Source organism: Streptomyces aculeolatus, assembly GCF_020400605.1.
Classification (GTDB): Bacteria; Actinomycetota; Actinomycetes; order Streptomycetales; family Streptomycetaceae; genus Streptomyces; species Streptomyces aculeolatus.
This window is the reverse complement of sequence record NZ_JAINRD010000006.1, coordinates 353,530-378,354: the sequence shown is the minus strand read 5'-3', so window position 1 is coordinate 378,354 and position 24,825 is coordinate 353,530. Positions and strand designations below refer to the sequence as shown.

The 24,825-nt window shown below is 75.6% G+C and carries 24 protein-coding genes; 18 read left to right on the top strand and 6 right to left on the bottom strand.

The features are described from left to right. Window positions 1-12 precede the first annotated feature (12 nt). Window positions 13-2,313: an NACHT domain-containing protein gene (locus LG396_RS14380; protein WP_225795051.1), complete on the top strand. Its 2,301-nt coding sequence runs from the start codon at window positions 13-15 to the stop codon at window positions 2,311-2,313. A gap of 100 nt (window positions 2,314-2,413) precedes the next feature. Here LG396_RS14380 and LG396_RS14375 read toward each other — a convergent pair whose 3' ends face one another. Beyond that, window positions 2,414-3,316, bottom strand: coding sequence for an endonuclease/exonuclease/phosphatase family protein (locus tag LG396_RS14375; protein ID WP_018835145.1), 903 nt, complete (start codon window positions 3,314-3,316; stop codon window positions 2,414-2,416). A 225-nt stretch (window positions 3,317-3,541) separates the two neighbouring features. On the opposite strand from LG396_RS14375, the gene LG396_RS14370 reads away from it, so the two are divergent. The 4 genes from LG396_RS14370 to LG396_RS14355 all read left to right on the top strand — a co-directional run bounded on the left by LG396_RS14370 (window position 3,542) and on the right by LG396_RS14355 (window position 8,512). Then, window positions 3,542-4,771, top strand: a complete 1,230-nt coding sequence (locus LG396_RS14370; RefSeq protein WP_225795050.1) for an NAD(P)/FAD-dependent oxidoreductase — start codon at window positions 3,542-3,544, stop codon at window positions 4,769-4,771. Between the two features lies 1 nt (window position 4,772). Beyond that, window positions 4,773-5,735 (top strand): sigma-70 family RNA polymerase sigma factor, encoded by a 963-nt coding sequence (locus LG396_RS14365; protein WP_225795049.1) that lies wholly within the window; start codon window positions 4,773-4,775, stop codon window positions 5,733-5,735. Between the two features lie 81 nt (window positions 5,736-5,816). After that, window positions 5,817-6,713, top strand: a complete 897-nt coding sequence (locus LG396_RS14360) for a PhzF family phenazine biosynthesis isomerase (RefSeq protein ID WP_225795048.1) — start codon at window positions 5,817-5,819, stop codon at window positions 6,711-6,713. A 152-nt stretch (window positions 6,714-6,865) separates the two neighbouring features. Continuing rightward, a complete protein-coding gene (locus LG396_RS14355; protein WP_225795047.1) occupies window positions 6,866-8,512 on the top strand; it encodes an MFS transporter in 1,647 nt (548 codons plus the stop codon). A 132-nt stretch (window positions 8,513-8,644) separates the two neighbouring features. On the opposite strand, the gene LG396_RS14350 is transcribed toward LG396_RS14355, so the two are convergent. After that, the gene (locus LG396_RS14350; protein ID WP_018835140.1) at window positions 8,645-8,941 is read right to left on the bottom strand and encodes a DUF8825 domain-containing protein; all 297 of its coding nucleotides are present in this window, start codon (window positions 8,939-8,941) and stop codon (window positions 8,645-8,647) included. A gap of 75 nt (window positions 8,942-9,016) precedes the next feature. Here LG396_RS14350 and LG396_RS14345 point away from each other — a divergent pair, with 75 nt between their 5' ends. Beyond that, complete coding sequence (locus LG396_RS14345) at window positions 9,017-9,757, top strand: VOC family protein (protein ID WP_225795046.1); 741 nt, start codon at window positions 9,017-9,019, stop codon at window positions 9,755-9,757. 90 nt (window positions 9,758-9,847) lie between these two features. On the opposite strand, the gene LG396_RS14340 is transcribed toward LG396_RS14345, so the two are convergent. Beyond that, window positions 9,848-10,741 carry a zinc-binding dehydrogenase gene (locus LG396_RS14340; RefSeq protein WP_225795045.1) on the bottom strand — a complete coding sequence of 298 codons (894 nt, stop codon included), beginning with the start codon at window positions 10,739-10,741 and terminating at the stop codon, window positions 9,848-9,850. A gap of 123 nt (window positions 10,742-10,864) precedes the next feature. Here LG396_RS14340 and LG396_RS14335 point away from each other — a divergent pair, with 123 nt between their 5' ends. From LG396_RS14335 to LG396_RS14290, 10 genes are all read left to right on the top strand, one after another. Continuing rightward, window positions 10,865-11,275, top strand: a complete 411-nt coding sequence (locus LG396_RS14335) for a winged helix-turn-helix transcriptional regulator (RefSeq protein ID WP_037751454.1) — start codon at window positions 10,865-10,867, stop codon at window positions 11,273-11,275. Between the two features lie 82 nt (window positions 11,276-11,357). Beyond that, window positions 11,358-11,708 carry a DUF6191 domain-containing protein gene (locus tag LG396_RS14330; RefSeq protein ID WP_225795044.1) on the top strand — a complete coding sequence of 117 codons (351 nt, stop codon included), beginning with the start codon at window positions 11,358-11,360 and terminating at the stop codon, window positions 11,706-11,708. Window positions 11,709-11,727: 19 nt separating this feature from the next. Continuing rightward, entirely contained in the window at window positions 11,728-12,432 is a 705-nt protein-coding gene (locus LG396_RS14325; protein ID WP_225795043.1) for a type 1 glutamine amidotransferase, read from the top strand. Window positions 12,433-12,572: 140 nt separating this feature from the next. Beyond that, the gene (locus LG396_RS14320; RefSeq protein WP_225795042.1) at window positions 12,573-14,117 is read left to right on the top strand and encodes an FtsW/RodA/SpoVE family cell cycle protein; all 1,545 of its coding nucleotides are present in this window, start codon (window positions 12,573-12,575) and stop codon (window positions 14,115-14,117) included. Continuing rightward, the gene (locus LG396_RS14315) at window positions 14,114-15,568 is read left to right on the top strand and encodes a peptidoglycan D,D-transpeptidase FtsI family protein (protein WP_225795041.1); all 1,455 of its coding nucleotides are present in this window, start codon (window positions 14,114-14,116) and stop codon (window positions 15,566-15,568) included. The genes LG396_RS14320 and LG396_RS14315 overlap by 4 nt, the downstream gene beginning before the upstream one ends. Before the next feature lie 78 nt (window positions 15,569-15,646). Continuing rightward, window positions 15,647-15,811, top strand: coding sequence for a flagellar basal body-associated FliL family protein (locus LG396_RS14310; protein WP_199850247.1), 165 nt, complete (start codon window positions 15,647-15,649; stop codon window positions 15,809-15,811). Between the two features lie 135 nt (window positions 15,812-15,946). Beyond that, window positions 15,947-16,876 carry an AurF N-oxygenase family protein gene (locus LG396_RS14305; RefSeq protein WP_018835131.1) on the top strand — a complete coding sequence of 310 codons (930 nt, stop codon included), beginning with the start codon at window positions 15,947-15,949 and terminating at the stop codon, window positions 16,874-16,876. A 13-nt stretch (window positions 16,877-16,889) separates the two neighbouring features. Continuing rightward, the gene (locus LG396_RS14300) at window positions 16,890-17,741 is read left to right on the top strand and encodes a TetR/AcrR family transcriptional regulator (RefSeq protein ID WP_372483500.1); all 852 of its coding nucleotides are present in this window, start codon (window positions 16,890-16,892) and stop codon (window positions 17,739-17,741) included. Between the two features lie 4 nt (window positions 17,742-17,745). After that, window positions 17,746-18,027 carry a DUF8847 domain-containing protein gene (locus LG396_RS14295; protein ID WP_225795039.1) on the top strand — a complete coding sequence of 94 codons (282 nt, stop codon included), beginning with the start codon at window positions 17,746-17,748 and terminating at the stop codon, window positions 18,025-18,027. A gap of 65 nt (window positions 18,028-18,092) precedes the next feature. After that, the gene (locus LG396_RS14290) at window positions 18,093-19,337 is read left to right on the top strand and encodes a C40 family peptidase (RefSeq protein WP_225795038.1); all 1,245 of its coding nucleotides are present in this window, start codon (window positions 18,093-18,095) and stop codon (window positions 19,335-19,337) included. Between the two features lie 12 nt (window positions 19,338-19,349). On the opposite strand, the gene LG396_RS14285 is transcribed toward LG396_RS14290, so the two are convergent. After that, window positions 19,350-19,769, bottom strand: coding sequence for a roadblock/LC7 domain-containing protein (locus LG396_RS14285; RefSeq protein WP_018835127.1), 420 nt, complete (start codon window positions 19,767-19,769; stop codon window positions 19,350-19,352). Next, on the bottom strand, window positions 19,766-22,084 hold the full coding sequence (locus LG396_RS14280) for an ATP-binding protein (protein WP_225795037.1): 2,319 nt from the start codon (window positions 22,082-22,084) through the stop codon (window positions 19,766-19,768). Before LG396_RS14280 ends, LG396_RS14285 begins: the two co-directional genes overlap by 4 nt. A gap of 231 nt (window positions 22,085-22,315) precedes the next feature. On the opposite strand from LG396_RS14280, the gene LG396_RS14275 reads away from it, so the two are divergent. Continuing rightward, a complete protein-coding gene (locus LG396_RS14275) occupies window positions 22,316-23,083 on the top strand; it encodes a protein phosphatase 2C domain-containing protein (protein WP_026278394.1) in 768 nt (255 codons plus the stop codon). Window positions 23,084-23,213: 130 nt separating this feature from the next. Here LG396_RS14275 and LG396_RS14270 read toward each other — a convergent pair whose 3' ends face one another. Further along, window positions 23,214-24,200 (bottom strand): alpha/beta hydrolase, encoded by a 987-nt coding sequence (locus tag LG396_RS14270; RefSeq protein WP_225795036.1) that lies wholly within the window; start codon window positions 24,198-24,200, stop codon window positions 23,214-23,216. A gap of 145 nt (window positions 24,201-24,345) precedes the next feature. On the opposite strand from LG396_RS14270, the gene LG396_RS14265 reads away from it, so the two are divergent. Continuing rightward, entirely contained in the window at window positions 24,346-24,819 is a 474-nt protein-coding gene (locus LG396_RS14265) for a MarR family winged helix-turn-helix transcriptional regulator (protein ID WP_100298914.1), read from the top strand. Window positions 24,820-24,825: the final 6 nt, after the last annotated feature.

Below are 24,825 nucleotides of genomic sequence, written 5' to 3'. Positions count from 1 at the left end.
CAGGATGTGCGCGTGGGGGCGAGTGGGCGCAGCCGGGGTGTGCGGCGGGTGGGCGTGGTCTACCTGCTGCTGGCGCTGCTCTGCGCGGCAGGCGCGCCGGCGCTCGTCCGGTACGTCGGCGGGGAGGCGGCCGCGGCTGCCGCGGCGGTGCTGTGCGGTGTGCCGCCGGCCTATCTGTCCTGGAAGGCGTTTCTGCACGACCGGCTGGAGGCGGCCGCGTCGACGACCGCGGCGGCCGCCGACGCGTTGGCGGTGGCGGTGCGGAGGCAGTGGGAGGCGGAGGCCCGCCGGGGCCGGGTGCACGATCCGTACGAGCTGCCGGTCGCGTGGGAGGCGGCGGAGGAGGGCCTCGCCGAGTCGTGGCCGCTGCTGCGGGAGACCGCCGGGTCCTGGCCCGGTGGGCCGCCCGGCGACCCCGCGGGCTGGGCGCGGGAGCCCGGCGGGCTGGCGGGGCAGGGGGCGGACATCGGGGCGGTCTTCGCACAGCGGGTGCCGACCCGGCGCCTGGTGATCGTCGGTGAGCCGGGGGCGGGCAAAACCGTGCTGCTGATCCGGCTGCTCCGGGAGCTGATCGAGCGCCGCGGCAGCGGCGCTCCGGTGCCGGTGCTGTTCTCCCTGGCCTCCTGGAATCCGGGTGGCCGGCAACTGGACGCGTGGCTCGCCGAGCAGTTGCGGCGCGACCACCCCGGGCTGCGCCGGCCGGTACCGGGTCCGCCAGGCGGCGCAGGTGTCCCGGCCGGCCCGGCGGGCGCGGGCGCGGGCGAACCGGTGGATCTGGCGCAGGCGCTACTGGCGGAGGGCCGCATCCTGCCGCTGCTGGACGGCTTCGACGAACTCCCGGGCGGGCTGCGGCCGGTCGCGCTCGACGCGATCAACCGGGCGCTGTCCGCCGGGAGGCCGCTGGTGCTGACCAGCCGGGCCGCCGCCTGGCGGGCGGCCGTCACGCGGCCGGACACCGCGACCGCGGCGGTACGGCTCAACGGCGCCGCCGTCATCCGGCTCCTCGGCCTCGACGCCGAACGGGCCGGCGACTACCTGCGCCGCGACGCCGGCCAGGACGACGCCGCGGCCCGGCGGTGGCGGGCGGTGGCCGCGCAGCTCGGCACCGGCAGCCCGGTCGGGCAGGCGCTGAGCACTCCGCTGGGGCTGTTCCTGGCCCGTACCGTCTACAACCCCCGCCCCGCGGCCGCCCCCGCACCCGCGGTGGCGCATCCGGACGAACTGCTCGACACCGCCCGCTTCCCCGACCGCGCCGCCGTCGGCGCCCACCTGTTCCACTGCTTCGTCCCCGCCGCCTACCGCCCCGACGCCGACCGTGCGCCGCGCTGGACGGCGGCACGGGCGCAGCGCACCCTGGCCTTCCTCGCCCGCTTCCTGCACGCCCACCGCGACGGCAGTCCCGACCTGGCCTGGTGGGACCTGCTCCGGGCCCCGCCCACGTACTTCTTCCGCACGGCCATCGGACTCGCGGCCGGGCTGGTCTTCGGGCTGATGGCCGGGCTCATGGCCGGACTCGCGGCGGGGTTCGCGACCGGCCTGGCCCTCGGGCTCGCCGCGGCGCTCGTGTTCGGGCTCGTCGCCGCGCTCGCGGCCGGCCACACCGCCCGGGGCGGACCTGCGCCGAGCGCGGGGCTGCGCTGGTCGTCGGGCGAGTTCGCGGTCGGGCTCACATTCGGGCTCACGCTGGGGCTGACCGTCGGGCCCGCGGCCGGGCTCGTGTTCGGGCCGGAGGCCGGGATCACGGGCGGACTCGTCGCCGGGCTCACGGCGGGGCTCACCGGCGGGCTCCACGCGCAAGGGCCGGAGCTGACCGCCAACACCGCCCCGGCCGCGCTCCTCACCCGCGACCGCCGCAGCTTCCTCGCCGTCGGGCTCGCGCTGGGGCTCACGGCCGGGCTCGCCGCCGGGCTCCTGACCGGGTTCGCGGCCGGGCTCTCGGAAGGGCTCGCGGTGGGGCTGGCGGTCGGTCTCCTCGCCCTGTTCGCGGTCGGACTCACCGTCGGGCTCCTGGCCGGGCTCGCGGTCGGGCTCACCCTCACGGCCTGGCCGTACTTCGTCATGGCCAGGGCCTATCTGACGGTGCGCCGCGGCGTCCCGCGGGACCTGATGGCGTTCCTGGAGGACGCGCACGACCGCGGCGTGCTGCGGCAGGTGGGGCCGGTCTACCAGTTCCGGCACATCGACCTGCAACGCCACCTCGCGCAGCAGCGGTCCGGCGGCGAGCCGGGGCGTGCCGCGCCGCGCGGGCCGCGCCGGCACCGGGCCGCGCCGGGAACGGCAGGAACGACAGGAAGGGCAGGAACGCCGGGCTGACCCCGGACCGCGCGGGGTGCCCCGGCCACTCCGGCCACCGCGGGCACCCGGCGAGCGCACCGGATCGCCGGTCTGCTCGCCGGGCGCCCCGGGCACGGCGTCAGAGCCGCAGGAACGCCTGCACCGGCAGGTGGTCGCTCGGGAACTGGCCCTCGCGCGCGTACGTGTTGATCTTCGCGTACCGCGTCCGCACCCCGGGCGTGACGAGGATCCAGTCGATGCGGTCGCCGTCCGGCACCAGCGGCCGGTACCCGTGGAACGTCGCGTACGCGTCGCTGCGCCGTTCCGCCGCGTCCCAGGTGTCCGCCAGGCCACCGCCCGCGAGCATCGCGTCGTAGACGGGGTTGGCGTGCGCCGGCACGTTGAAGTCGCCGGTGACGACCCGCGGCAGCGCGGCGTCGAACTCCGCGAAGCGGGTGGTGATCAGGTCGGCGGAGCGCTCGCGCGCCTGCTGGTTGACGTGGTCGAGGTGGGTGTTGACGTGGTAGAACTCGCCGCCCGTGGCCAGGTCGCGGAAGCGCACCCAGGTGACCATGCGCAGGACGGCGTTGCCCCAGGTGTTGGAGCCGATGAGGTACGGCTCGTCGGAGAGCCAGTAGTGGTCGAACGCGACCGGGGCCAGCCGGCGGACGTCGTAGAACACCGCCATGAACTCGTCCTTGCTGCCGCCCTGCCGGCCCGTGCCGATCCAGGCGTGGTGGCGGCCGAGGTCGGCGGCGATGTCGAGGAGTTGCGGGTACAGCCCCTCCTGGGTGCCGACGAGGTGCGGCTCCTCGGTGCGCAGCAGCGCCCGCATCACGGGGCGCCGCTCGGGCCAGGAGTTGGGCGGGGTGGCGGAGGCGTAGCGGAGGTTGAAGCTCATGACGTGCAGTTCGTCCTCGCCGCCGGTGCCGCGCGCGGGGCTTGCGGCCCGCGCCTCGGACAGCCCGACGACGGTCGGGGCGAGGGCGGCCGCGGCCGCGGTGCCGAGGGCGCGGCGGCGGCTGAGGGGGAACTCGGGCATGGGTCACCTCTCCGTTCGGGGGGTGCGATGTGGGGAGAGTCTCAAGCGGCGAGGTGAGAGGGAAGTGACGCGCACACGTCAGCGATACGAACTGAAGATCACCCGGGTACCGTACGGACGCGGGCGCCACCCCGCGCTGTGACCCAGGTCACGTCTCGCTCCTGTCAGTAATCGGGGCGCTGTCCCGCTCAGATCAGGAGAGCAAGCGAACGACGGGAGCAGTACATGAAGCACCGCATCGTCGTCCTCGGCGCCGGGTACGCCGGGGCCTACACGGCCGGGAACCTGGCCCGCCGGCTGTCCCCCGAGCACACCGGGATCACCGTGGTCAACGCGGTGCCGGAGTTCGTCCAGCGGCTGCGCCTGCACCGGTTCGCGGCGGGCGGGGAGATCAGGGCCCCGAAGCTCACCGACGTCTTCGCGGGCACGGGGATACGGCTGCGCGTGGCCCGCGTCACCGCCCTCGCCCCGGAGAGCAGGGTGGTCGCCGTGGCCGATGCCGACGGCGGCGGCCTGCTGGAGTACGACACCCTCGTCTACGCGCTCGGCAGCCACGTCGCCGACCACGGCGTCCCCGGCGTGGCCGAGCACGCCTTCGACGTCGCCGCGCGGCCCTCGGCGCTGCGCCTGCGCGAACGCCTGGACAGCCTGGAGGCGCGGGGCGAAGGCGGGACCGTACTGGTCGTCGGCGACGGGCTGACCGGCATCGAGACGGCCGCCGAGATCGCCGAGGCCCGGCCCGGCCTGTCGGTGACCCTGGTCGCCCGCGGCGAGTTGGGCGCCCGGCTCTCCGCCGGAGGCCGCGCCCACCTGCGCCGGGTCTGTGACCGGCTGGGGATCGCCGTGCTGGAGCACACCTGCGTCGAAGCCGTGGAAGCGGCCCGGGTGCGGTGCGCCGACGGCACCGCCCTGGCGTCCGACACCACCGTGTGGGCGGCAGGATTCGTGGTCGACCCCCTCGCCGCCGCCGCCGGGCTGGAGGTCACCGAGAGCGGGCAGATGGTCGTGGACCGCACCATGCGGTCCGTCTCGCACCCGAACGTCTACGCCGTCGGGGACAGCGTCCGCGCCATCGGTGACAACGGCCTGCCACTGCCGATGTCCTGCAGTTCGGCCGGCTACACCGGCAGGCAGGCGATCGACGCGATCGTCGGACGCCTGACCGGCCGCAGGATCCCGCTCACCAAGCTGGCCCACACCTTCAACCACATCAGCCTCGGGCGGCGGGACGGGATCCTGCAGCCGGTCGACGAACAGGCGCGGGCGAAGCCGGCGTACATGGGCGGCCGGGAGGCCGCACGGATCAAGGCGGGTATCGTCCGGGTCTCCCTGTGGGCCACCGTGCACCCGACATACGGCCTGCCCAGGCGCAGGCACCGGCCGACCGTCGCGCCAGAGGCCGTGGCGGATCCCTCGTGGGGCGCATCCGGCGAGGACGCCCCCGTGGCCGCCTAGGGTGGTGCAGGTGGACGACACCACCACCGATCGCTTCGACACCGGGCGATTCGAGGCCAGCCGGCACCGGCTGGCCTCGCTGGCTTACCGGCTGCTGGGCTCCGCCGCCGACGCCGAGGACGTCGTGCAGGACGCGTACCTGCGCTGGCAGGCCGCCGACCGGCGGCGTATCGAGGTGCCGGAGGCGTGGCTGACCAAGGTCGTCACCAACCTGTGCCTCGACCGGATCCGCTCCGCACGTACCCGTCGCGAACGCACCGTGGGCACCTGGATGCCCGAACCTCTCCTCGACGGCGACCCGATGCTCGGCCCGGCCGACACGTTCGAGCAGCGCGAATCGGTGTCCCTCGCCGTGCTGACCCTCATGGAACGCCTGTCACCCGTCCAGCGGGCCGTCTACCTGCTGCACGAGACCTTCTCCTACGGCCACGCCGAGATCGCCGGAATCCTCGACATCACCGAGTCCGCAAGCCAGCAGCATCTCCGCCGGGCCCGCGGCCGCGTCACCGCCGCGCGCCGCCGCGGCGCCGAGGTCGATCCCGCTTCCGCCCGCCGGATCGTCGAGGAGTTCTTCACCGCCGCCGCCTCGGGCCGTACGGAGCGGCTGGTGGCGCTGCTCACCGACGACGCGACCGCGATCTCGGACGGCGCCGGCCTGATCGAAACGATGTCGCGATACGACACCCCGCAACGCATCGCCGCCGTCGCACGGGCGGGCTTCGCGCCGACACCGGCGAAACGGCGATTCACCGGCGGCACGCCGGCCATCCACTACGCGCGCCTCAACGGCGGCCCCGCCATCCTCGTCGTTGCCGGCCACAAGATCGCCGGCGCCGTGACGTTCGATCTCGCCGGTACGCAGATCTCCTTGGTCCGCGGCATCGCCGCGCCCGTGCGCCTCGTCCGCCTCAACGAGTGCTGGCGGCGGTACACCCCGGGCCCGCCGGTCCTCACAAGCTGGTGACACCGGCCGCCCACCCCGCCCCGCCGGACCCCGTCGGGCGCCCCCGGGAACACCGGCCCCACCCCCGCGGGTTCACCCCCCATGACCGACGTGCTGCGTTACACCGCCTTCACCACCGACCCCGCCGGCGGCAACCGGGCCGGCGTCGTCCTCGACGCCTCCGGCCTGTCCGACGAGCGGATGGCCGCCATCGCTGCCGAGGTGGGCTACTCCGAGACCGCCTTCCTCACCCCGGGCCCCGCGGAGGCGGCCGACGGCACGGACCAGGCAGGCGGGACGGACGCGGTGGACGCGGTGGACGCGGGGCGGACGTTCACGGCGCGCTACTTCAGCCCCGCCGCCGAGGTCCCCTTCTGCGGCCACGCCACCGTCGCGACCGCCGTCGCGCTCGCCGAGCGCCTCGGCTCCGGCGACTTCCTCCTCCACACCCGGCCCGGCCGCGTCCCCGTCGCCGTGACCGAGGAGGACGGGGTGCTGAAGGCCACGCTGAGCAGCGTCGAACCGCACGTCCGCGAGGTCGCGGACGCCGACGTCGCCGAGGCGCTGGCCGCGCTGCGCTGGTCCGCCGGCGAGCTGGACCCCGCCCTGCCCGCGCGCATCGCCTTCGCCGGCGCGCACCACCTCGTGCTCGCCGCCGCCACCCGCGCCCGGCTCGCCGACCTCGACTACGACTTCGACCGGCTGCGCGCCCTGATGGAGAGGCTGGACCTCACCACCGTCCAGCTCGTCCAGCGCGAGTCCCCCGCCGTCTTCCACGTCCGCGACCCGTTCCCCGTCGGCGGCGTCGTGGAGGACGCGGCCACCGGTGCGGCGGCGGCCGCCTTCGGCGCGTACGCCCGTGAACTCGGCCTCGCCGCCGCGCCCGCCCGGCTCACCCTCCACCAGGGGCACGACATGGGCAGCCCCTCGCTGCTGGAGGTCGAGCTGCGCGCGGGCGACCCCCGCGTCCACGTCACGGGCGCGGCGGTCAGCCTCTGAGCCTCCCCGCGATCCCCTGACCCCCATGTGATCCACGACACATCCGGATTTCTTCTGCTCCGTTGTCGAAATCCGTCCCGCCCGCTCGACGCACGGGTGAGAGGCGCCCGAAGGGGGCGCCGGACGGTTGTTTCCGACAAGGAGCAGACCCCATGGCTACCGACATCGCGACACGGGCCGGGCGGCGGGAGTGGATCGGGCTCGCGGTGCTCGCGCTGCCCGTCCTGCTGATCTCCATCGACGTGTTCGTCCTGCTGCTCGCCCTGCCGCACCTCAGCGCCGACCTCGGCGCGAACAGCTCGGAGCAGCTGTGGATCATGGATATCTACGGCTTCATGCTCTCCGGCTTCCTCGTCACGATGGGCACTCTCGGCGACCGCATCGGCCGCCGCCGCCTGCTGCTCACCGGCGCGGCGGCGTTCAGCGTCGCCTCCGTGGTCGCCGCGTACTCCACCAGCCCGGAGATGCTGATCGCCTCCCGCGCGCTGCTCGGCATCGCGGGGGCGACGCTCGCGCCGTCGACGCTGGCGCTGATCACCAACATGTTCAAGGACCCCCGGCAGCGGTCGGCGGCCATCGGCGTCTGGTTCATGTGCTTCATGGGCGGCGCGGCGATCGGCCCGCTGGTCGGCGGGGCGATGCTGGAGCACTTCTGGTGGGGCTCGGCGTTCCTGCTCGGGGTGCCCGCGATGGTGCTGCTGCTGATCCTGGGCCCGATCGTGCTGCCCGAGTACCGCGACACCAAGGCGGGCCGGCTGGACCTGGCGAGCGTGGCGCTGTCGCTGGCCGCGGTCCTGCCGCTGGTCTACGCGGTGAAGGAGCTGGCGAAGGACGGCTGGGCGCCGGTGCCGCTGGCGGCGCTCGCGGCGGGCGGGGCGTTCGGGACGGTCTTCGTCCGCCGCCAGCAGCGGCTGGAGCACCCGCTGATGGACCTGCGGCTCTTCCGCAACCGGGCCTTCTGCACCGCGCTCGGCGGGATGTTCGCGGGCACGTTCCTGATGGGCGCGCTGATGCTCTTCATCACGCAGTACCTGCAGATGGTGCAGGGCCTCACCCCGCTCAAGGCGGGCCTGTGGATGCTGCCCGCGGTGGCGGCCTCGGGGTTCAGCTTCGGCCTCGCCCCCGTCGCGGCCCGCTTCGTCCGCCCGGCCCGGCTGATCGGCGGCGGGCTCTGCGTCTCGGTCACCGGCCTGCTGCTGCTCGTCGCCGCCGACGCCTCGGGCGGACTGCCGTACGTGGTCACGGGGTTCGCGCTCATCAACCTGGGCGCGGGGCCGCTGGTGACGCTCGGCACGGACCTGGTCGTCAGCTCCGCGCCGCCGGAGAAGGCGGGTTCGGCGGCGGCGATGAACGAGACCAGCGGCGAGTTCGGCTACGCACTGGGCATCGCGACCCTGGGCAGCATCGGCACGATCGTCTACCGCGGCCGGATGGAGGACTCGGTCCCGGCCGGCACCCCGGGCCCGGCGGCGGACGCCGCCCGGGAGGGCATCACCGACGCGGCCACCGCCGCGGCGGACCTGCCGGCGCGGACGGCGGAGGCGCTGCTGGCGCCGGCGCGGGAGGCGTACGTGAGCGGGATGCACGTGGCGGCGGTCATCGCGGCGGTGCTGCTGGCGGGGGTGGCGGTGCTGGCCGTACGCCTCCTGAACCACGTCCCGCCGACGGGCGCGGCCCCGAAGGATCCGGAGACCGCGGAGGCCGCAGAGACCGGAGAGACCGGGGAGTCTGCGGACACTTCGGGCTTGGCGGAGCCCGGGGAGGACGCGTCGCCCGCCCCCGAGCCGGTACGCGGCTGACGCCGCCCCTCTCCGCGTAACGCGTCGAACCACCACCGGGGTGGGCGGTCCTCCGCCCACCCCGGACGGCTGTCCGCCCCCGCCCGGCCGCCGGCCCCACAGGCCGCCCGGCTCGCCGACCGCCCCCGCACGTCAGCCCCCGCCCGGCCGCCGGGCGGCCTCGCGCAGCGCCATCCGGGCCGCGACCGTGCCCCCGTTCAGCGTCTCCCAGAACGGGTGGATCGATATCTCGATGGACAGCGCGCGGAACCTCTTCCGCAGCACGGTCTCCTGCCGGTCGAGCTCGGGCGTCCAGCCGCTGTCCGCCCGGTGCTCGACGCCCGCGCTGTCCGTATACGGGCGCAGCGGGAACTCCTCCAACCGCTGCGCGACGGCGAACCACTCCCGCTTCGCCCGCAGCAACTCCTCCGGAAACTCGTAGTCGCTCACGACTCGCTATCATACGTGTGTTCGATTTCGAGAAGCGAGCGCCCACGCGCGACACGCGCGATTAGGATCGTCGGCATGCCGCTGCGACCCGTCCAGGTGAACATCAAGGCCCTCGACCACGCGGCCCTCGGCCGGTTCTGGGCGGAAGCGCTCGGCTGGCAGGCCCACACGCCCGGGGCGACCACCTACGTCGGCCCCACCGGTGACCTGGTCTGGCCGCACCCGACCCTCGTCGGCGTCGACGTCGTCCCCGTCCCGGGCCCCAAGACGGCGGTCAAGAACCGCGTGCACCTCGACCTCGCCACGACCTCCGCGGCCCACCAGGCGGAGTTGGTCGCCCGGTTGCGGACACTCGGCGCGACACCCGCCGACGTGGGCCAGGGCGACGTGCCGTGGGTCGTGCTCGCGGACCCCGAGGGCAACGAGTTCTGCGTGCTGGAGCCCAGGGACGTCTACCGGGACACCGGTCCGATCGCCGCGGTGGTCGTCGACTGCGCGGACCCGCGGGCCATGGCCGCGTTCTGGGGCGAGGCGACGGACTGGGCGGTGCGGAGCCGGACCGACGACATGGCGGTGCTGCGCTCGGCCGCGGGCGTGGGCCCGTACCTCGAACTCCTCCGCGTGCCCGGCCCGAAGACCGCCCCGGACCGCGTCCACCTCGACCTGCTGCCCCATCCCGGCGACGACAAGGAGGCGGAGGTCGCCCGCCTCCGCACCCTCGGCGCCGCCGACCTCGACATCGGCCAGGGCGACGCCCCGTGGACCTGCCTGACCGACCCGGAGGCCCACGAGTTCTGCGTCCTGGCCCTGCCCTGACACCCGCCGGCGGAACCGCGGTTGTAAGGGGCCTGTTCCAGGGAGCGCTGTCCCTTACCGCTCTGCCCGTTGCCGCCGGTCCCGTCCGTACTACGGCACCAGCACCAGCCGCCCCCGTATCCCGCCCTCCGCCAGCCGGGCGTGCGCCTTCGGGGCGTCGGCCAGGGCGTACGTCTCGGCGACCCGGGGTGTGAGGACGCCGTCGTCGACGAGCCGGGCCAGCTGCGCCAGCCGGGCGCCGTCGGCGCGGACGTCGAGGGCCGCCGTGCGGATGCCGCGGGCCGGGGGCGGGGCGGTGTTCGGGATGACCGCCGCGAACGCGCCGCCGTCGCGGGTCCAGCGCAGCGCCTGCTCGCCGCCGAGCACCGCCGCGTCGAGCACGGCGTCGTAGGCGGCGCGGCCCGGGTCCGTGGTGAACTCCGCGCCGAGGGAGCGGATCAGCTCCTCGTCGGACTCGCGGGCCAGCCCCGTCACCGTGACGCCGCGGTCGCCGGCGAGCTGGATCGCGTACCCGCCCAGCGCCCCCGCCGCGCCCGTGACCAGCAGCGACGTGCCCGGCGCCGGATCGAGCAGGCCCAGGGCCTGGTCGGCGGCCAGCGCGTTGAGCGGCAGCGCCGCGGCGTGCACGGCGTCCACCGCCTCCGGCGCCCGCGCCACGGCGGCGCCGTCCACGACCACGTACTCGGCGTGCGAACCCAGCGGCTTCGCCACCCCGTGCACCAGCGCCACCACCGCGTCGCCCGCGGCGAAGCCCGCGCCCGCGCCCACCGCGTCCACCGTCCCCGCGGCGTCCCAGCCGAGCCCCGTGTACGCGCCGCCCGGCGCGGCACCGAAGACGCCGGCGCGCGTCCCGCCGTCCACGGGGTTGAGCGCCGCCGCGGCCACCTTGATCCGCACCTGCCCCGCGCCCGGCTCGGGCACCTCCACGTCGGCGATCGTCACGGCCTCGGGGCCGCCGAACTCCGTCACCACTGCAGCGCGCATGGCCCATCTCTCCCTGAATCGGTGTCCTTAGCGGTATCCGTTCCGCTGCTGAGACCCTAGGAAGAGTTGGTATCTTCTGGTAAGTAGTTACCTGAGAGTGCCTATGCCACCCGGAGGAGAGCCATGGCGACCACGACGGCGGCCCAGCGGCGCGAGCAGGCGCGCCACGCGTACGACGCGTTCATGCGGGACTGCCCCACCAACCAGCTCCTCGGGCGCCTCAGCGACAAGTGGGTCAGCCTCGTCGTCGCCGCCCTCTCCGGCGGCCCCCGGCGCTACAGCGACCTGCGCCGGAAGATCGCGGGCGTCAGCCCGAAGATGCTCACCCAGACCCTGCGCACCCTGGAGCGCGACGGCATCCTCACCCGCGCCGTCACCCCCTCCGTCCCCGTCCGCGTCGACTACGAGCTGACGCCCCTCGGCCGCAGCCTCGCCGGGCTCCTCACCGCCGTGAAGGACTGGGCGGAGGAGCACATCGAGGAGGTGCACGCGGCCCGCGAGCGGTACGGGGCCGAGGAGGCGGCGGCGGGTTGAGGACGCGGCCGGCACGGGGGACGGGAACGGTTGTGCGGGCCGCGGCGTTGAGTCAGCAGGCCGAGTCGCGGGAGGCGCGGGGATGAACATCGTTGCTGAGCTGTTCGCACCCGGCGCGGCCCACGCCCGGCGGGCACGGGAGCGGATGGAGCTGGTCGTCGACAACGTCGGCACGGGCGACCCGCACCGCGGGCCGATCGACCTCACGTCGGGCAAGGTCGTCATCGTGCTCGGGGAGGCGGCGGAGCCGGCCGCGGAGCCGGAGGACGCAATTCCGGACGAGGTCCTGTCAGACGCCGCGGTACGTGCCGACGCGGTACCCGAAGACGCGGTACCCGAAGACGCGATACCCGCCGACGCGGCACCCGCGGATGCGATACCCGCCGACGCCGTCCCGTCGCAGGCCGCCCCCGCTGACACCCCGCGCCCGTAGCTGACCGAGAATCGCACCCATGACGAAGGTTCTCGTGGTGCAGAACGACAGCGGCGGCGGCCCCCGCCGCTTCGGCGAGTGGCTGGAGCAGGAGGGCCTCGCCCTCGACGTCGTCCACGCCTACGCCGGCGCGCCCCTCCCCCGCCGCCTCGACCACGCCGCGATCATGCCGCTCGGCGGCGGGCCCATGCCCGACGACGACGTGGCGATGCCGTGGCTGGCGGCCGTGCGCGAGCTGGTCGCCGACGCGCTGGAGCGGGACATCCCGGTCTTCGGCGTCTGCCAGGGCGGCCAGCTCCTCGCCCACGTCGCCGGCGGCCGGGTCACCGCGTCGCACGGCGAACCCGAGTTGGGCAGCACCCCGATCACGCTGCGCCCGGACGCGGCGGACGACCCGCTCTTCGCCGGGCTCCCGCCGCGCGTGACCGCCGTCCAGCGCCACGTCGACGCCATCACGCAGCTGCCGCCCGGCGCCGTGTGGCTGGCGGAGAGCGAGCGCTGCCCGCACCAGGCGTTCCGCCAGGGGGCCAGGGCGTGGGGGGTGCAGTTCCACCCGGAGGCCGGCGCCGACCGCGTACGGGCGTGGAGCGACGAGTCCATCAGCGCCCGCGGCTTCGACCCGGCCCGGCTGCGTACCGAGGCGGACCGCGACGAGCGAGAGTCGGCGGCGGTCTGGCGGCAGGTGGCGCACCGCTTCGCGCGGACGGTACGAGCCGAGGGCTGACCCGGCGCAGCCGCCGCCCCGGGTTCCGGAGCCCGGGCTCCGCGACCCGGACTCCGCGACCGGCTGCCCGCGGCCCCCCGCGACCCACCCCCCGCCCCGGCATACCCGGCAAAACGGCCACCGCTTGCTACGTTGCCCGAATGACCACCGCCACCGACCCGGCCGAGGCCCTCCGCCCGCCGGGCCGTGCCCGGCGGCTGGCCACGCCGCCGCCCCCCGTGCCCCGCCCCCGCCGCCGCGGCGCCGAACTCGGGCTCCTGGTCTGCGCCGTCGGCGTGATCGCCTACGGCTACGCCGCCGTCGGCTACGCCACCTCCGGGGCGCTGCCCGCCGACCTGGCCACCCACCTCGGCGGCCTCGCCGGGCTCGCCCTGGCCGCGCACCTCGTCGTCCGCTTCCGCGCCCCCCGCGCGGACCCGGTGCTGCTGCCCGTGGCGCTGCTCCTCAACGGCCTCGGCCTGGTCCTCATCCACCGCCTCGACCAGGGCACCCCCGGCGACCGCGCCGCACCCACCCAACTCCTGTGGTCCACCGTGGGCGTCGCCCTCTTCGCCGGCGTCCTGCTCTTCCTGCGCGACCACCGCGACCTGCGCCCCCGCGCCGGGAAGTACGCGTTCACCGCCCTGTGCCTCATGGCCGCGCCGATCCTCTTCCCCGCCGTCAACGGGGCCAGGATCTGGATCCGGATCGGCGGCCTCTCCCTCCAGCCCAGCGAGTTCGCCAAGGTGCTGCTCGCGATCTTCTTCGCCTCCTACCTCGCCGCCAACCGGCACGCGCTGACCTTCACCAGCGGCCCGCGCATCCGCCGCCTGCTGCTGCCGCCGCGGCGCGTCCTCGGCCCGATCGTCGCCGTCTGGGGCATCAGCCTGGTGCTGCTGATCCTGGAGCGGGACATCGGCGCATCGCTGCTGTTCTTCAGCCTGTTCGTGGCGATGCTGTACGTGGCCACGGGGCGGTTCGGCTGGCTGGCCGTCGGACTGCTGCTGGCCGCCGCCGGGGCGGCCGCGGTCGGGGCGCTGGAGCCGCACGTGCACACGCGGGTGGAGGACTGGCTGTCGCCGTTCCGCGCCATCGAGGAGGGGCACGGCCCCGGGCAGTTGGCGCAGTCGCTGTTCGCGTTCGCGGCCGGCGGTGCGCTGGGCGCGGGGCTCGGGCAGGGGCACTCGCTGCTGATCGGCTTCGCCGGCAAGTCGGACTTCATCCTGGCCACCGCGGGCGAGGAGCTGGGGATCGCGGGGCTGACCGCGCTGTTCCTGCTCTACGCCCTCTTCGTCGCCCGCGGCTACCGCACGGCGATCGCCATCGGCGAGCCGTTCGGCGCGCTGCTGGCCGCGGGCCTGGCGGCGATCATCACGCTGCAGGTCGTCGTGATCGCGGGCGGCGTGCTGGGGCTGATCCCGCTGACCGGGATGGTGACGCCGTTCCTGGCGCAGGGCGGTTCTTCCGTGGTGACGAACTGGGTGATCGTCGCGCTGCTCGTACGGCTCAGCGACGAGGCCCGTACGCCGCCGGAGGAGCGCCCGGCACCCGACCCCGCACCGGCGCGGCCGCAGCCCGAACCCGAACCCGACGCCGGCGCCGGCGCCGGCCCCGTCCCGGTCATCGCCCCCGTCCCGGTCATCGCCCCCTTCCCCGTCGTCGCCCCCGCGGCCGACGAGCCCCGCCCCGCGGACGGCACCCCGTGATCCGCAACACCCGCATCGCCGCCGCCTGCAGCCTCCTGCTCTTCCTCGCCCTCCTCCTCGGCGCCGCCCGCGTCCAGGTGCTCAACGCCCCCGAGTACGACGCCAACCCCGCCAACCGCCGGCACGCCCTGGAGCGCTACGCCCAGCCCCGCGGCGACATCTACGCCGCGGGCCGCCGCCTCACCGGCTCCGCCGACACCCGCCAGGGCCTGCGCTACGAGCGCTCGTACACCGACGGCCGCCTCTACGCCCCCGTCACCGGCTTCGCCTCCCAGCTCTACGGCGCCACCCTCCTCGAAGACACCGAGGACGGCGTCCTCGCCGGCACCGACGGCCGGCTCGCCCCGCTGCCGCTCTGGGGCGACCTCACCCGCAGCCGCCAGCCCGGCGGCCAGGTGCACACCACCGTCGTACCGGCCGTGCAGAAGGCCGCGTTCCGCGCCCTGCGGGGCCGCAAGGGCGCCGTCGTCGCCCTCGAACCCGCCACCGGCCGCGTCCTCGCGCTGGTCAGCACCCCCGGCTACGACCCCGCGCTGCTCTCCGGCAACTCCCCCGCCACCACACTGGCCTGGGACCGCCTCACCGCCGACCCCGCCCAGCCGCTCCTCAACCGGGCGATCCGGCAGACGTATCCGCCCGGCTCCACGTTCAAGGTGATCACGGCGGTGGCGGCGCTGGAGTCCGGCGTCGTCACCGACATCGACGCGCCGACCCGCACCCCGAGCCCGTACCGGCTCATCGGCAGCACCACCCTGCTGCGCAACGAGTCCAGCGGCTGCGCCGACGCGCCCCTGCGGGAGGCGTTCGCGGAGTCGTGCAACACGGTGTTCGCGAAGCTCGGCGCGACGGTCGGCACCGAGCAGATCGTGGAGACCGCGGAGGCGTTCGGCTTCAACGACGGCGGGCTCTCCCTCCCCTCCCCCGTGCTGCCGAGCCACGTCAACACGCGCATGGACCCGGCGCAGGTCGCGCTGTCGGCCATCGGGCAGTACGACACCCGGGCGACGCCGCTGCAGATGGCGCGGGTCGCGGCGACGATCGCCAACGGCGGCCGGTCGATGCGCCCTTACCTGGTGGACCGGCTCGCGGACGCCGGCGGCGAGACGGTGGCGCGGACGCGGCCGGCGTACGAGGAGACGCCGATGAACCCGGGGACGGCGGCGCTGCTGCGGCAGATGATGATCGACGCGGTCACCGACGGCACCGGCGGCCTCGCGGCGATCGACGGGCTGACGGTCGGCGGCAAGACGGGCACGGCGCAGCACGGGGTGGACAACTCCGAGAGCCCGTACGCCTGGTTCATCTCCTGGGCGCAGAAGCCGCGGACCGCCGTGCCGGGGGTGGCGGTGGCGGTGGTCGTGGAGGACGCGGAGGCGGACCGCGCGGACATCAGCGGCGGCGGCAGCGCGGCACCGGTCGCGCGCGGGGTGATGCGGGCGGCGCTGCGCTGAACCGGGCGCGCGGCAGCGGCCGTTGGGTCCGTACGGAGCCGGGGACCGCTCCCCCGGCGCGCTTCTACGCTGGCCGCCGTGAAGGACATCCTGATCGGCATCGTCATCGGCCTGGTCTTCCTCCTCGTCGGCGGCGCCGTCTTCTGGCTCCTGGCCTCCAGCAGCGAGGCGGACCGGGAGGAGTGCGAGGAGCAGGCCGAGCGCTCCCACGGCCGGGTCACCTGCATCGTCACCGTCGACTGACGCCCGCCGCCCGGCGGTTGGCCGCGTCGGGGCCACGTTACCCGCGCGTCAACCAAACGCGTCGAGGGCATTGACGGGCTTGCTGACAAGCTGTCTCATAAGAGGTGACCGCCGGTAACTCTCCCAGGAGACGCGATGACCACGACGACGGGGCACCTCGCGCTCACGGACGCGCTGGGCCCGCTCAAGGACCGCGAGAAGGTCGCGGAACGGCTCCTCGCGGCGTCGGAGAAGCACTCCTTCGACCCGGACAAGGAGCTGGACTGGGACGCGCCGATCGAGGAAGACAAGTGGTTCTGGCCGCCCGAGCTGGTCTCCCTCTACGACACCCCCATGTGGCGGCGGATGTCCGAGGAGCAGCAGAAGGAACTGGCCCGGCTGGAGGCGGCGTCGCTGGCCTCGCTGGGCATCTGGTTCGAGATCATCCTCATGCAGCTGCTCGTGCGGCACATCTACGACAAGCCGGTCACGAGCAACCACGTGCGCTACGCGCTCACCGAGATAGCCGACGAGTGCCGGCACTCGATGATGTTCGCCCGGATGATCACCAAGGGCGGCGCGGAGCCGTACCCGGTCTCCCGCTTCCACCACAACCTCGCGCGCATCCTCAAGACCGTCTCCACCACCCCCGGTTCCTTCACCGCGACCCTCCTCGGCGAGGAGATCCTCGACTGGATGCAGCGGCTGGTCTTCCCCGACGAGCGGGTCCAGACGCTGGTGCGCGGCGTGACCCGGATCCACGTCGTCGAAGAGGCGCGGCACGTCCGGTACGCGCGCGAGGAGCTGCGCCGGCAGATGCTCACCGCGCCGCGCTGGGAGCGGAACTTCACCCGGCTCACCTCCGGTGAGGCGGCGCGGGTGTTCTCCGTGTCCTTCGTCAACCCGCAGGTGTACACGGACGCGGGCCTGAACCGCGCGGAGGCGGTGGCGCAGGTGAAGGCCAGCCCGCACCGGCGCGAGGTGATGCAGACCGGCGCGAAGCGGCTGACGGACTTCCTCGACGACATCGGGGTGCTGCAGGGGGTCGGGCGCAGGCTGTGGCGCAGCTCCGGCCTGCTGGCCTGAGCGGGCCGGCGGAGTGCGGCGGGACGCGTACGAGCAGGTCGTACGGGACCCGGACGGCCCGGGCCCCCGCGGGCCGGCCGGGCGGGCTACGCTGCCGGACATGAGCACCGCGTCCGACCGGGGAGCCCGCCCCGCCGCGCCCCAGCCGGCGGTCGCGTACCGCAGGCTGAGCGTCTCCCAGCGCCGCAGCCAGCTGCTCGCCGCCGCCCTCGGCCTCTTCGCCCACCGCGCCCCGGAGGACGTCTCGCTCGACGACGTCGCCGCCGCCGCGGAGGTCTCCCGCCCGCTGGTCTACCGCTACTTTCCCGGCGGCAAGCAGCAGCTCTACGAGGCCGCCCTGCGCAGCGCCGCCGACGAGCTGGAGCTGTGCTTCCGCCAGCCCCAGCAGGGCCCGCTCACCCAGCGCCTCACCCGTGCCCTGGACAGCTACCTCGGCTTCGTCGACGAGCACGACGCCGGCTTCAAGGCGCTGCTGCAGGGCGGCAGCGTCGTCCAGACCAGCCGCACCACCGCCATCGTGGACGAGGTCCGCCGCTCCGCCGCCGAGCAGATCCTGCTGCACATCGAGGTCCCCGAGCCCGGCCACCGGCTGCTGACCATGATCCGCACGTGGATCACGGCGGTCGAGGGCGCGTCGCTGATCTGGCTGGACGAGGGCAAGCAGCCGCCGCTGCCCGAGCTGCGCGGCTGGCTCGTCGACCACTTCATCGCACTGCTGGTCGCCACCGCCGCGGGCGACGAGGAGTGCGGCGGGGTGCTGCGGCGGGCGCTGGCGCTGGAGACGGCGGACGGGCCCGCGGGCGACCTCGTACGCCGGATCGCGCCCTTCCTGCCCGACGCCGCCCACCTGCTCGGCGAGGGCTGACGCCGTGCGCGCGGAGGACACGGCGTTCGTCGGCGGCCCGCTGGACGGCCGCACGCTCGCCGTGCACGTGGGCGCCACGGGCCGGCCGCCGAAGGTGTACGAGGTGCCGGTGCCCGACCCCGCGGGCGGCCCGCCGACGGTGCACGTCTACCGGCTGGAGCCGGCGAACCTCACCCCGCGGCTGAAGCTTCCGCGGGGATGGGTGTACGCGTACGACCCGGAAGGGGTGCCCGAGCGGCGCAAGTGGCCCTGGTCGCGCCGCCGGGATGTCAATCCTCACGGGTGATGGTATTACTCGGTTTCGCCCAGTTCTGACCGGAATGCGGTGGCGGCGGGGGCAGCCTTGCGTACATGTCGCGCACCCCCCGCTCCGCCCTCACCGCCGCCACCGCCGTCCTCCTGGCCACCGTGCTGGCCCTGCCCGCCGACGCGGCCCCTGTGCCGGACGTACCGGATGCACCGGGCAGGGGGAGCGCGGCCGACGCGGCCGAGCCGGCCGACACGGCTGACGCCGCCGATGCCGCCGACGCGGGTGACGCGGCCGACGCCCCGCTCGGCGAGCTGCTCACCCGGCTCCAGACCCTCCACGGCCAGGCCGAGCGCGCCACCGAGGCGTACCACGCGACCGCGGAGGACCTAGAGGACGTACGCGCCGAGACCGCCAGACTCGCCGGCGACCTCGCCGACACCCGCGCCGGCCTGGCCACCGCGCGCCGCCGCGCCGGGCTCCTCGCCCGCGCCCAGTACCGGGGCCCCGGCCTCGCCCCGTACCTGCAACTCCTCGTCGCCCGCGACACGGAGACCGCGCTCGACCGGAAGCAGGTCATCAGCCGCGCCGTCGGCAACCAGGCCGCCGTCGTGACCCGGCTGGAGTCCGGCGCCGAACGCCTCGACGCGCTGACCGGCTCGTCGCGCAAGGCGCTGGCACGGCAGCGGGAGCTGGCGGGCGAGCGGAAGCGGCGCCGGGACCGGGTGGACGACCGGCTGGCCGAGGTGGCGGACGCGCTGGCGGAGCTGACGCCGGCGAAGCTGGCGGCGCTGGACCGGCTGGAGCTGCGCGGGGCGGAGGAGGAGCGGCGGGACCTGATGGCGCCGGCCGGGGAGGACGGCGGCGGGGCGGGCGCGGTGGCGGACGGCAAGCCGGGCGGGGCGCGCCCGTCCTCCGGCGGCACGCCGGACGGCACCTCCGGCGGTACGGAACGGGCCCGGAAGCCGGGGGCGTGGGCCGGCGCGGACCGGGAGCCGTCGCGCGCCGGGCGGCGGGCCGTCTCGTACGCCCTCGACCAGGTCGGCAAGCCGTACCGCGCGGGCGCGGGCGGGCCGCGGGCCTTCGACTCCTCCGGGCTCACGCAGCGGGCGTGGCGGGAGGCGGGCGTCCGCATCCCGCGTACGGCGCGGAGCCAGTGGCGGGAGCTGCGCCGGGTGCCGCTCACCCGGATGCGGCCGGGCGACATCGTCGTGTACCACCGCGACGCCTCGCACGTCGCGCTCTACCTGGGGAGCGGCCGGGTGGTGGAGGCGCCGCGCACGGGGCAGCGGGTACGCGTCGTCCCCGTCACCGTCCGCCCGCTGCGCGGCGCCGTACGGCCCGGCTGACGGCGGCTCCGCTCAGCCGGTCAGCTCGCCGCGCAGGCCCGGGGTGAGCACGTGGCCGACGCGGCCGACGAACAGCTCCATGTGGTACGCCGCGACGCTCAGATCGCAGTCCGGCTCGGTCAGCACACCGAGCAGCGAGCCGTCGCCGGCCTGCATCACGACCAGGCAGCCGTCCGCCATCGCCACCATCGTCTGCTTCACCCGGCCGGCGTCCATGACGTCCGCGGCCCCGTTGGTCAGCCCGCCGATGCCGGAGACCACGGTGGCCAGTTGCTCACCGGCCGACGCGGACTGCGGCGGGGCGGCGAGGAGGGGCAGCCCGTCGACGGAGACGACGACCACGGACCGTACGCCGGGCACCTCCGCGGTGAAGTTGTCGAGCATCCACCGCAGGCTGCTGATGGTGTCCCGGTGGTCCTGTGCGCTGTTCACGTACTCGCTCCCTGCTCCTTCGCGTCCCATGTCGCGGCCTCGGCGGCGGCGGCGCGCCGCCCGTCCCGGGACCCCTGCTGCAACCCGCCGAGCAGCCGCCGCACTTCGCGCGCGTCCACGCCCCGCCGCTCGGCCTGCGCGGGCACGGCGACCACGGACCGCACCCCGGCGGCCGGGGTGGCACCGGCATGCGGGACGGACCAGCCCGCGCCGGCGCCGCGCTGCGGGGCGAGCGTGCGGGCGGCCGGTGCACCGGCCGGCGCGGCGCCGCCGGCGGCCCGCGCGGGCGGGACGGTGCTGAGCGCGGCGGGGCCGGTTCCGGGGTGACCGGCCGCGGGGTGGCCGGAGCCGGGGCGGGCGGACCCGGTGTGCTCGGCGACGGCGGGCCCGGCCGCCACGTGCACGGGTGCCGCGTGACCGGAGGCGGGAGGACCGGACCCGACTTGCTCCGCAGCCACGTGCACGGGCGCCGACTGGCCGGAGGCAGTGTGGCCGGACCCGGCATACTCCGCCGGCACCTGCACGGGCGCCGGGTGACCGGCGACGGTACGGCCGGGCACCGCGCCGGTTGCCGCGGCACCTCGCACCGCGTCGCCGGGCGCCGCGCCGTGCACCGCCGCCCCGGCGATCAGCCCGCCGCCCGCGGCCGACGCGGGGTCGCCCGCCGCGCCACCGACGACCGTCGCGCCCGGTCGGCGCCGCGGCAGCATCCCTGCCTCGGCACGCACCCATCCCCCGGTCCTCGGCGCGACGGCGGGCCGGGCCGACGCGAACGGCGGCGGCGACGGCCGCACTCCGCCGCCGTCGAACGGCGGGGCGGAGCGCTGCGGCCCGAGCCGTACGGGCGCGGCACCCCCGTGCCGTACGTCGGAGGCTCCGGTGTCCGTGCCCGGACCCGGCGGCGTGCCGTGCTCTGCCGCTGCGGTCCGCCGCCCGCCGTCCGCACCGCCAGTCCCGGGCAACGGCGCCGCCTGCCCGCCGCCACCCACCGCACCGGCACCGACGCCCGCACCCACACCGGCACCGGCACCCACACCGGCACCGGCACCGGCGGCAACGCCGTCCGCAGCGCCCATCGCGCCGACCGCCTCACCGGCCCCCGCCGCCCGGCCGCCGGCGGCCGCACCGGCGCCGCCGCCACCGACCGCGCCGCCCTCCGCGTCGCTCCCTGTACCGCCCACCAGCAGCCGCGCCGGCAGCCGGACCTCCGCGTCCAGCCCCCGGTCCCGGTGCCGCAGTTCCACGCCCACCCCGTGCCGCGCCGCCAGCCGCGCGACCACGTACATCCCCAGCCCCAGCGCCTCCCGCGGCGCGGGCCCCGGGTCGGCGTCGGCGAGCCGGGCGTTGAGGTCGTCCACGCGGCCCGGCGGGCTGATGCCGATGCCCTCGTCCCGTACGACGAGCAGCAGGTCGCCCGTGCCCAGCAGCCGCCCCGTCAGCTGCACTTCGGACGCGGGCGGCGAGCACGACGTGGCGTTCTCCAGCAGCTCCGCCAGCAGGTGGCTCGCGTCGCCGGAGGCGAAGCCCGTGACGTGCACCTGCGGCACGTCCGGGGAGACGACCACGCGCTGGTACGACTCGATCTCGCCGACGGCGGCGCGCAGTACGTCGATCAGGGGGACGTTCGCGCGGCGCGTGCCGCGGTGGTCCGCGCCCGCGAGCACGAGCAGGTTCTCGCTGTGCCGGCGCATGCAGGACGCGAGGTGGTCGAGCCGGAAGAGGGTCTCCAGCGTGCCGGGCTCCTGCTCGTGCGCCTCCAGCTCGTCGATGAACGACAGTTGGCGCTCGACCAGCCCCAGCGTGCGGCGCGACAGGCCGACGAACGTGCCCTGCACGCTGGCCTGGAGCCCGCCGATGCGCTCGGCGAGGGCCGCCCGCTCGCGCAGCAGGGAGTCGCGCTCGACGACGTGGCTCTCCTTCGCCGCCGCCAGCTCCGCGCGTACGGCGGCGAGTTCGGCGGCGGCCGCCTGCGCGCCGCGGTCCCGCGCGCGGCCGTCCGCCGCGTCGGCGGCGTCGTCGCCGTGCACGCCGCGCGTCGCGTACACGACGACGCCCACGGCCAGCACGGCGCACAGCACCAGCAGCGCGCCGTGCTGTTGCAGCGCGCTCGCCGCCCGCGCCCGCGTCTCCGGGTCCGTGGCGCGCACCGCGCGGAGCGCGCCGACCAGGGCGGGCGCGCCCGCCGCGAGTACCGCGGCGCCCACGACGAGGTACGCCGCCTTGGCGCGCGGCGACGTGCGCGGCGCGGGGCGCGCACCGCGGCGGCGCCGGGCGCCCCTGCCCTCCGGTCGGTCCGGCTGCACGGGGGTCCGCAATGGCCCTCCTTCGACTCTTTGTCCCGCGGCGCCATGTCCTTGCATTTCGGACTGTTTGCGACTGAGTCCGGTTGCGTCTCGGGCCTGCTGGTCGACCTTGGCAGCAGGCGTCCTATGCATGCGGACTTTGCCCCGGCGCTCACCCGAAAGAGCGAACATGTTTTGCCGGGGGCCACCGGGCCGTCCGCTCGGCGTCGCGGGCCGCACGGCCCGTACAGGCAGACTGTGATCATGCGCATCGAACTGGCCAGCGAACCCGCCGCTCCGCCCGCCCCGAACGAGGACTACGCCGCCGTGGCCCTGCCCGCCTCCGGCACCGGCGGGGCGGTGGTGGTGCTGGACGGCGTGACGCCGCCGCGGGACGGGGACACGGGCTGCGTCCACGGGGTGCCGTGGTTCACGGCCCGGCTCGGCGGCGCGTTCCTGGAGCTGGCCGGGGCGCGCGAGGCGCCGCTCGCGGACTGCCTGGCGGAGGCCATCCGCCGCACCGCCGCGGCCCACGGCCCGGCCTGCGACCTGACCCACCGGCGGACGCCGCAGGCCACGGTGGCGGCGGCGCGCTGGGACGGCGGGACGGTGGAGCACCTGGTGCTGTGCGACGCGGCGTTGCTGCTGGAGCGGCCGGACGGGGCGGTGCGCCCGGTGCTCGACCTGCGGCTGTCGCGGCTGCCGCGCGATCGCCCCGCGGAGGAGATGCGCAACCGGGAGGGCGGCTTCTTCACCGCCGCCGCCGACCCGGAGGTCGCGGCGCGCGCGGTGGTGGGCGGCGTGCCGCGTACGGAGGTGGCGGCGCTGGCGGCGCTGACCGACGGGATGACGCGCTGGACGGAGGTGTTCGGCTTCGGCGACTGGGCGGCGCTCATGCAGCGGGTGCGGAAGGCGGGCCCGCGGGGCGTGGTGGCGGAGGTGCGGGCGGCGGAGGCGGCGGACGCGGACCGCAGCAGGTACCGCAGGGGGAAGGTGCACGACGACGCGTCGGCGGTGCTGGTGGAGCTGTGAGGGGCACCGGGACGGCCGCCGGCCCGGGCAGCCGGGGAGGCCGCCCGGGCCGGCGGCGGCTCGGGGAGGGGACGGGTCGGGGTCGGAACGGGTCGGGTCGGGTCGGGGCCCGTATCGGTCCGCCGCCGCCTCACTCGGTGCCGAATGCGCCGCGCAGGACGCCCACGGCCTGCTTGATGGCGGCGTCCGCCGCGCGGGTCCCGCGCAGGGCGTCGAGCATCACGAAGTCGTGGATGACGCCCTGGTAGCGGGCGGCGGTGACGGGCACGCCGGCCTGGCGCAGCTTGTTCGCGTACGCCTCGCCCTCGTCCCGTAGGACGTCGGCCTCCGCGGTGATCACGAGGGCCGGCGGCAGGCCCGCGAGCTGCTCGGTGCCCGCCCGCAGCGGCGAGGCGGTGACCTCCGCGCGGTGCGCCTCGTCGGTCGTGTACTGGTCCCAGAACCACTGCATGGAATCCCGGCGCAGGAAGTAGCCCTCCGCGAACCGGTGGTACGAACCGGTGTCGAAGCCCGCGTCCGTGACCGGGTAGAACAGCACCTGCTGGACCAGCGGCACGTCCCCGCGCTCCTTGGCCTGCAGCGTCAGGGCGGCGGACATGTTGCCGCCGACCGAGTCGCCCGCGACGGCGATCCGCGCGGCGTCGAGCCCGTGGGCGGCGCCGTCGGTGACGATCCAGCGGGCGACGGCGTAGTTCTGCTCGATGGCGACGGGATAGCGGGCCTCGGGCGACAGGTTGTACTCGGGGAAGACCACCGCGGCCCGCGCGCCCACCGCCAGCTCGCGCACCAGCCGGTCGTGGGTGCCGGCGTTGCCGAACACCCAGCCGGCGCCGTGCAGGTAGAGGATCACGGGCAGTTGCCCCGCGGCGCCCGCGGGCCGGACGATCCGGGCCCGCACCGAGCCGGTCGGCCCGCCCTGGACGGTGATCCACTCCTCGTCGGCGGCGGGCTTCCCGATCCCGCCGGACTGCAGCTCGTCGAGGGTCTTGCGGCCCTCGGCCGGGCCGAGGTCGAACGGGTACGGCGGGTCGGCGGTGGCCTCGGCGAACGCCGCTGCGGCGGGCTCCAGGACGGGGGCGGCGGGGGCGTACGCGGCGGGCTTGCGGTGCTCGGACATGGCGGGTGCTCCTCTGCGGGTCGGTCCCTCTCGACACCCATGACACTAGAGCACGATTACCTTGTGCACAACTCAATCGTTCATAATTAACTTTCGAGCTCCCGGAAGGGTACGATGGCGGTACGAGCAGAGAGAGGGGGCCCGTATGGCGACCGACGACACCGCGGCCGGATCGCAGGGAGCCGAGGAGGAGTTCCGGCAGCTGGACGAGTTCGTCTGCTTCACCCTGTACTCCGCGCAGCGCGCGGTCATGAACGGCTACCGCCCGCTGCTCGACAAGCTCGGCGTGACCTACCCGCAGTACCTCGTGCTGGTCGCGCTCTACGAGAACGGCCCGTCACTGGTGAAGAGCCTCGGCGCCGCGCTCAACCTGGACTACGGGACGCTGACCCCGCTGCTGAAGCGGCTCGAGGCGAACGGGCTGGTGAAGCGGCAGCGCCGCGCCGACGACGAGCGGCTGGTGGAGGTGTCGCTCACCGCCGAGGGCACGGAGCTGCGCCGGAAGGCGAACGTCGTGGTGCCGTCGCTGGACGACGCGATGGGCCTGACGGAGGCGGAGCAGAAGCAGGCGAAGGCGCTGCTGCGGAAGATGACGGCGAACCTGGCGGCGCGCGGCTGACGCGAA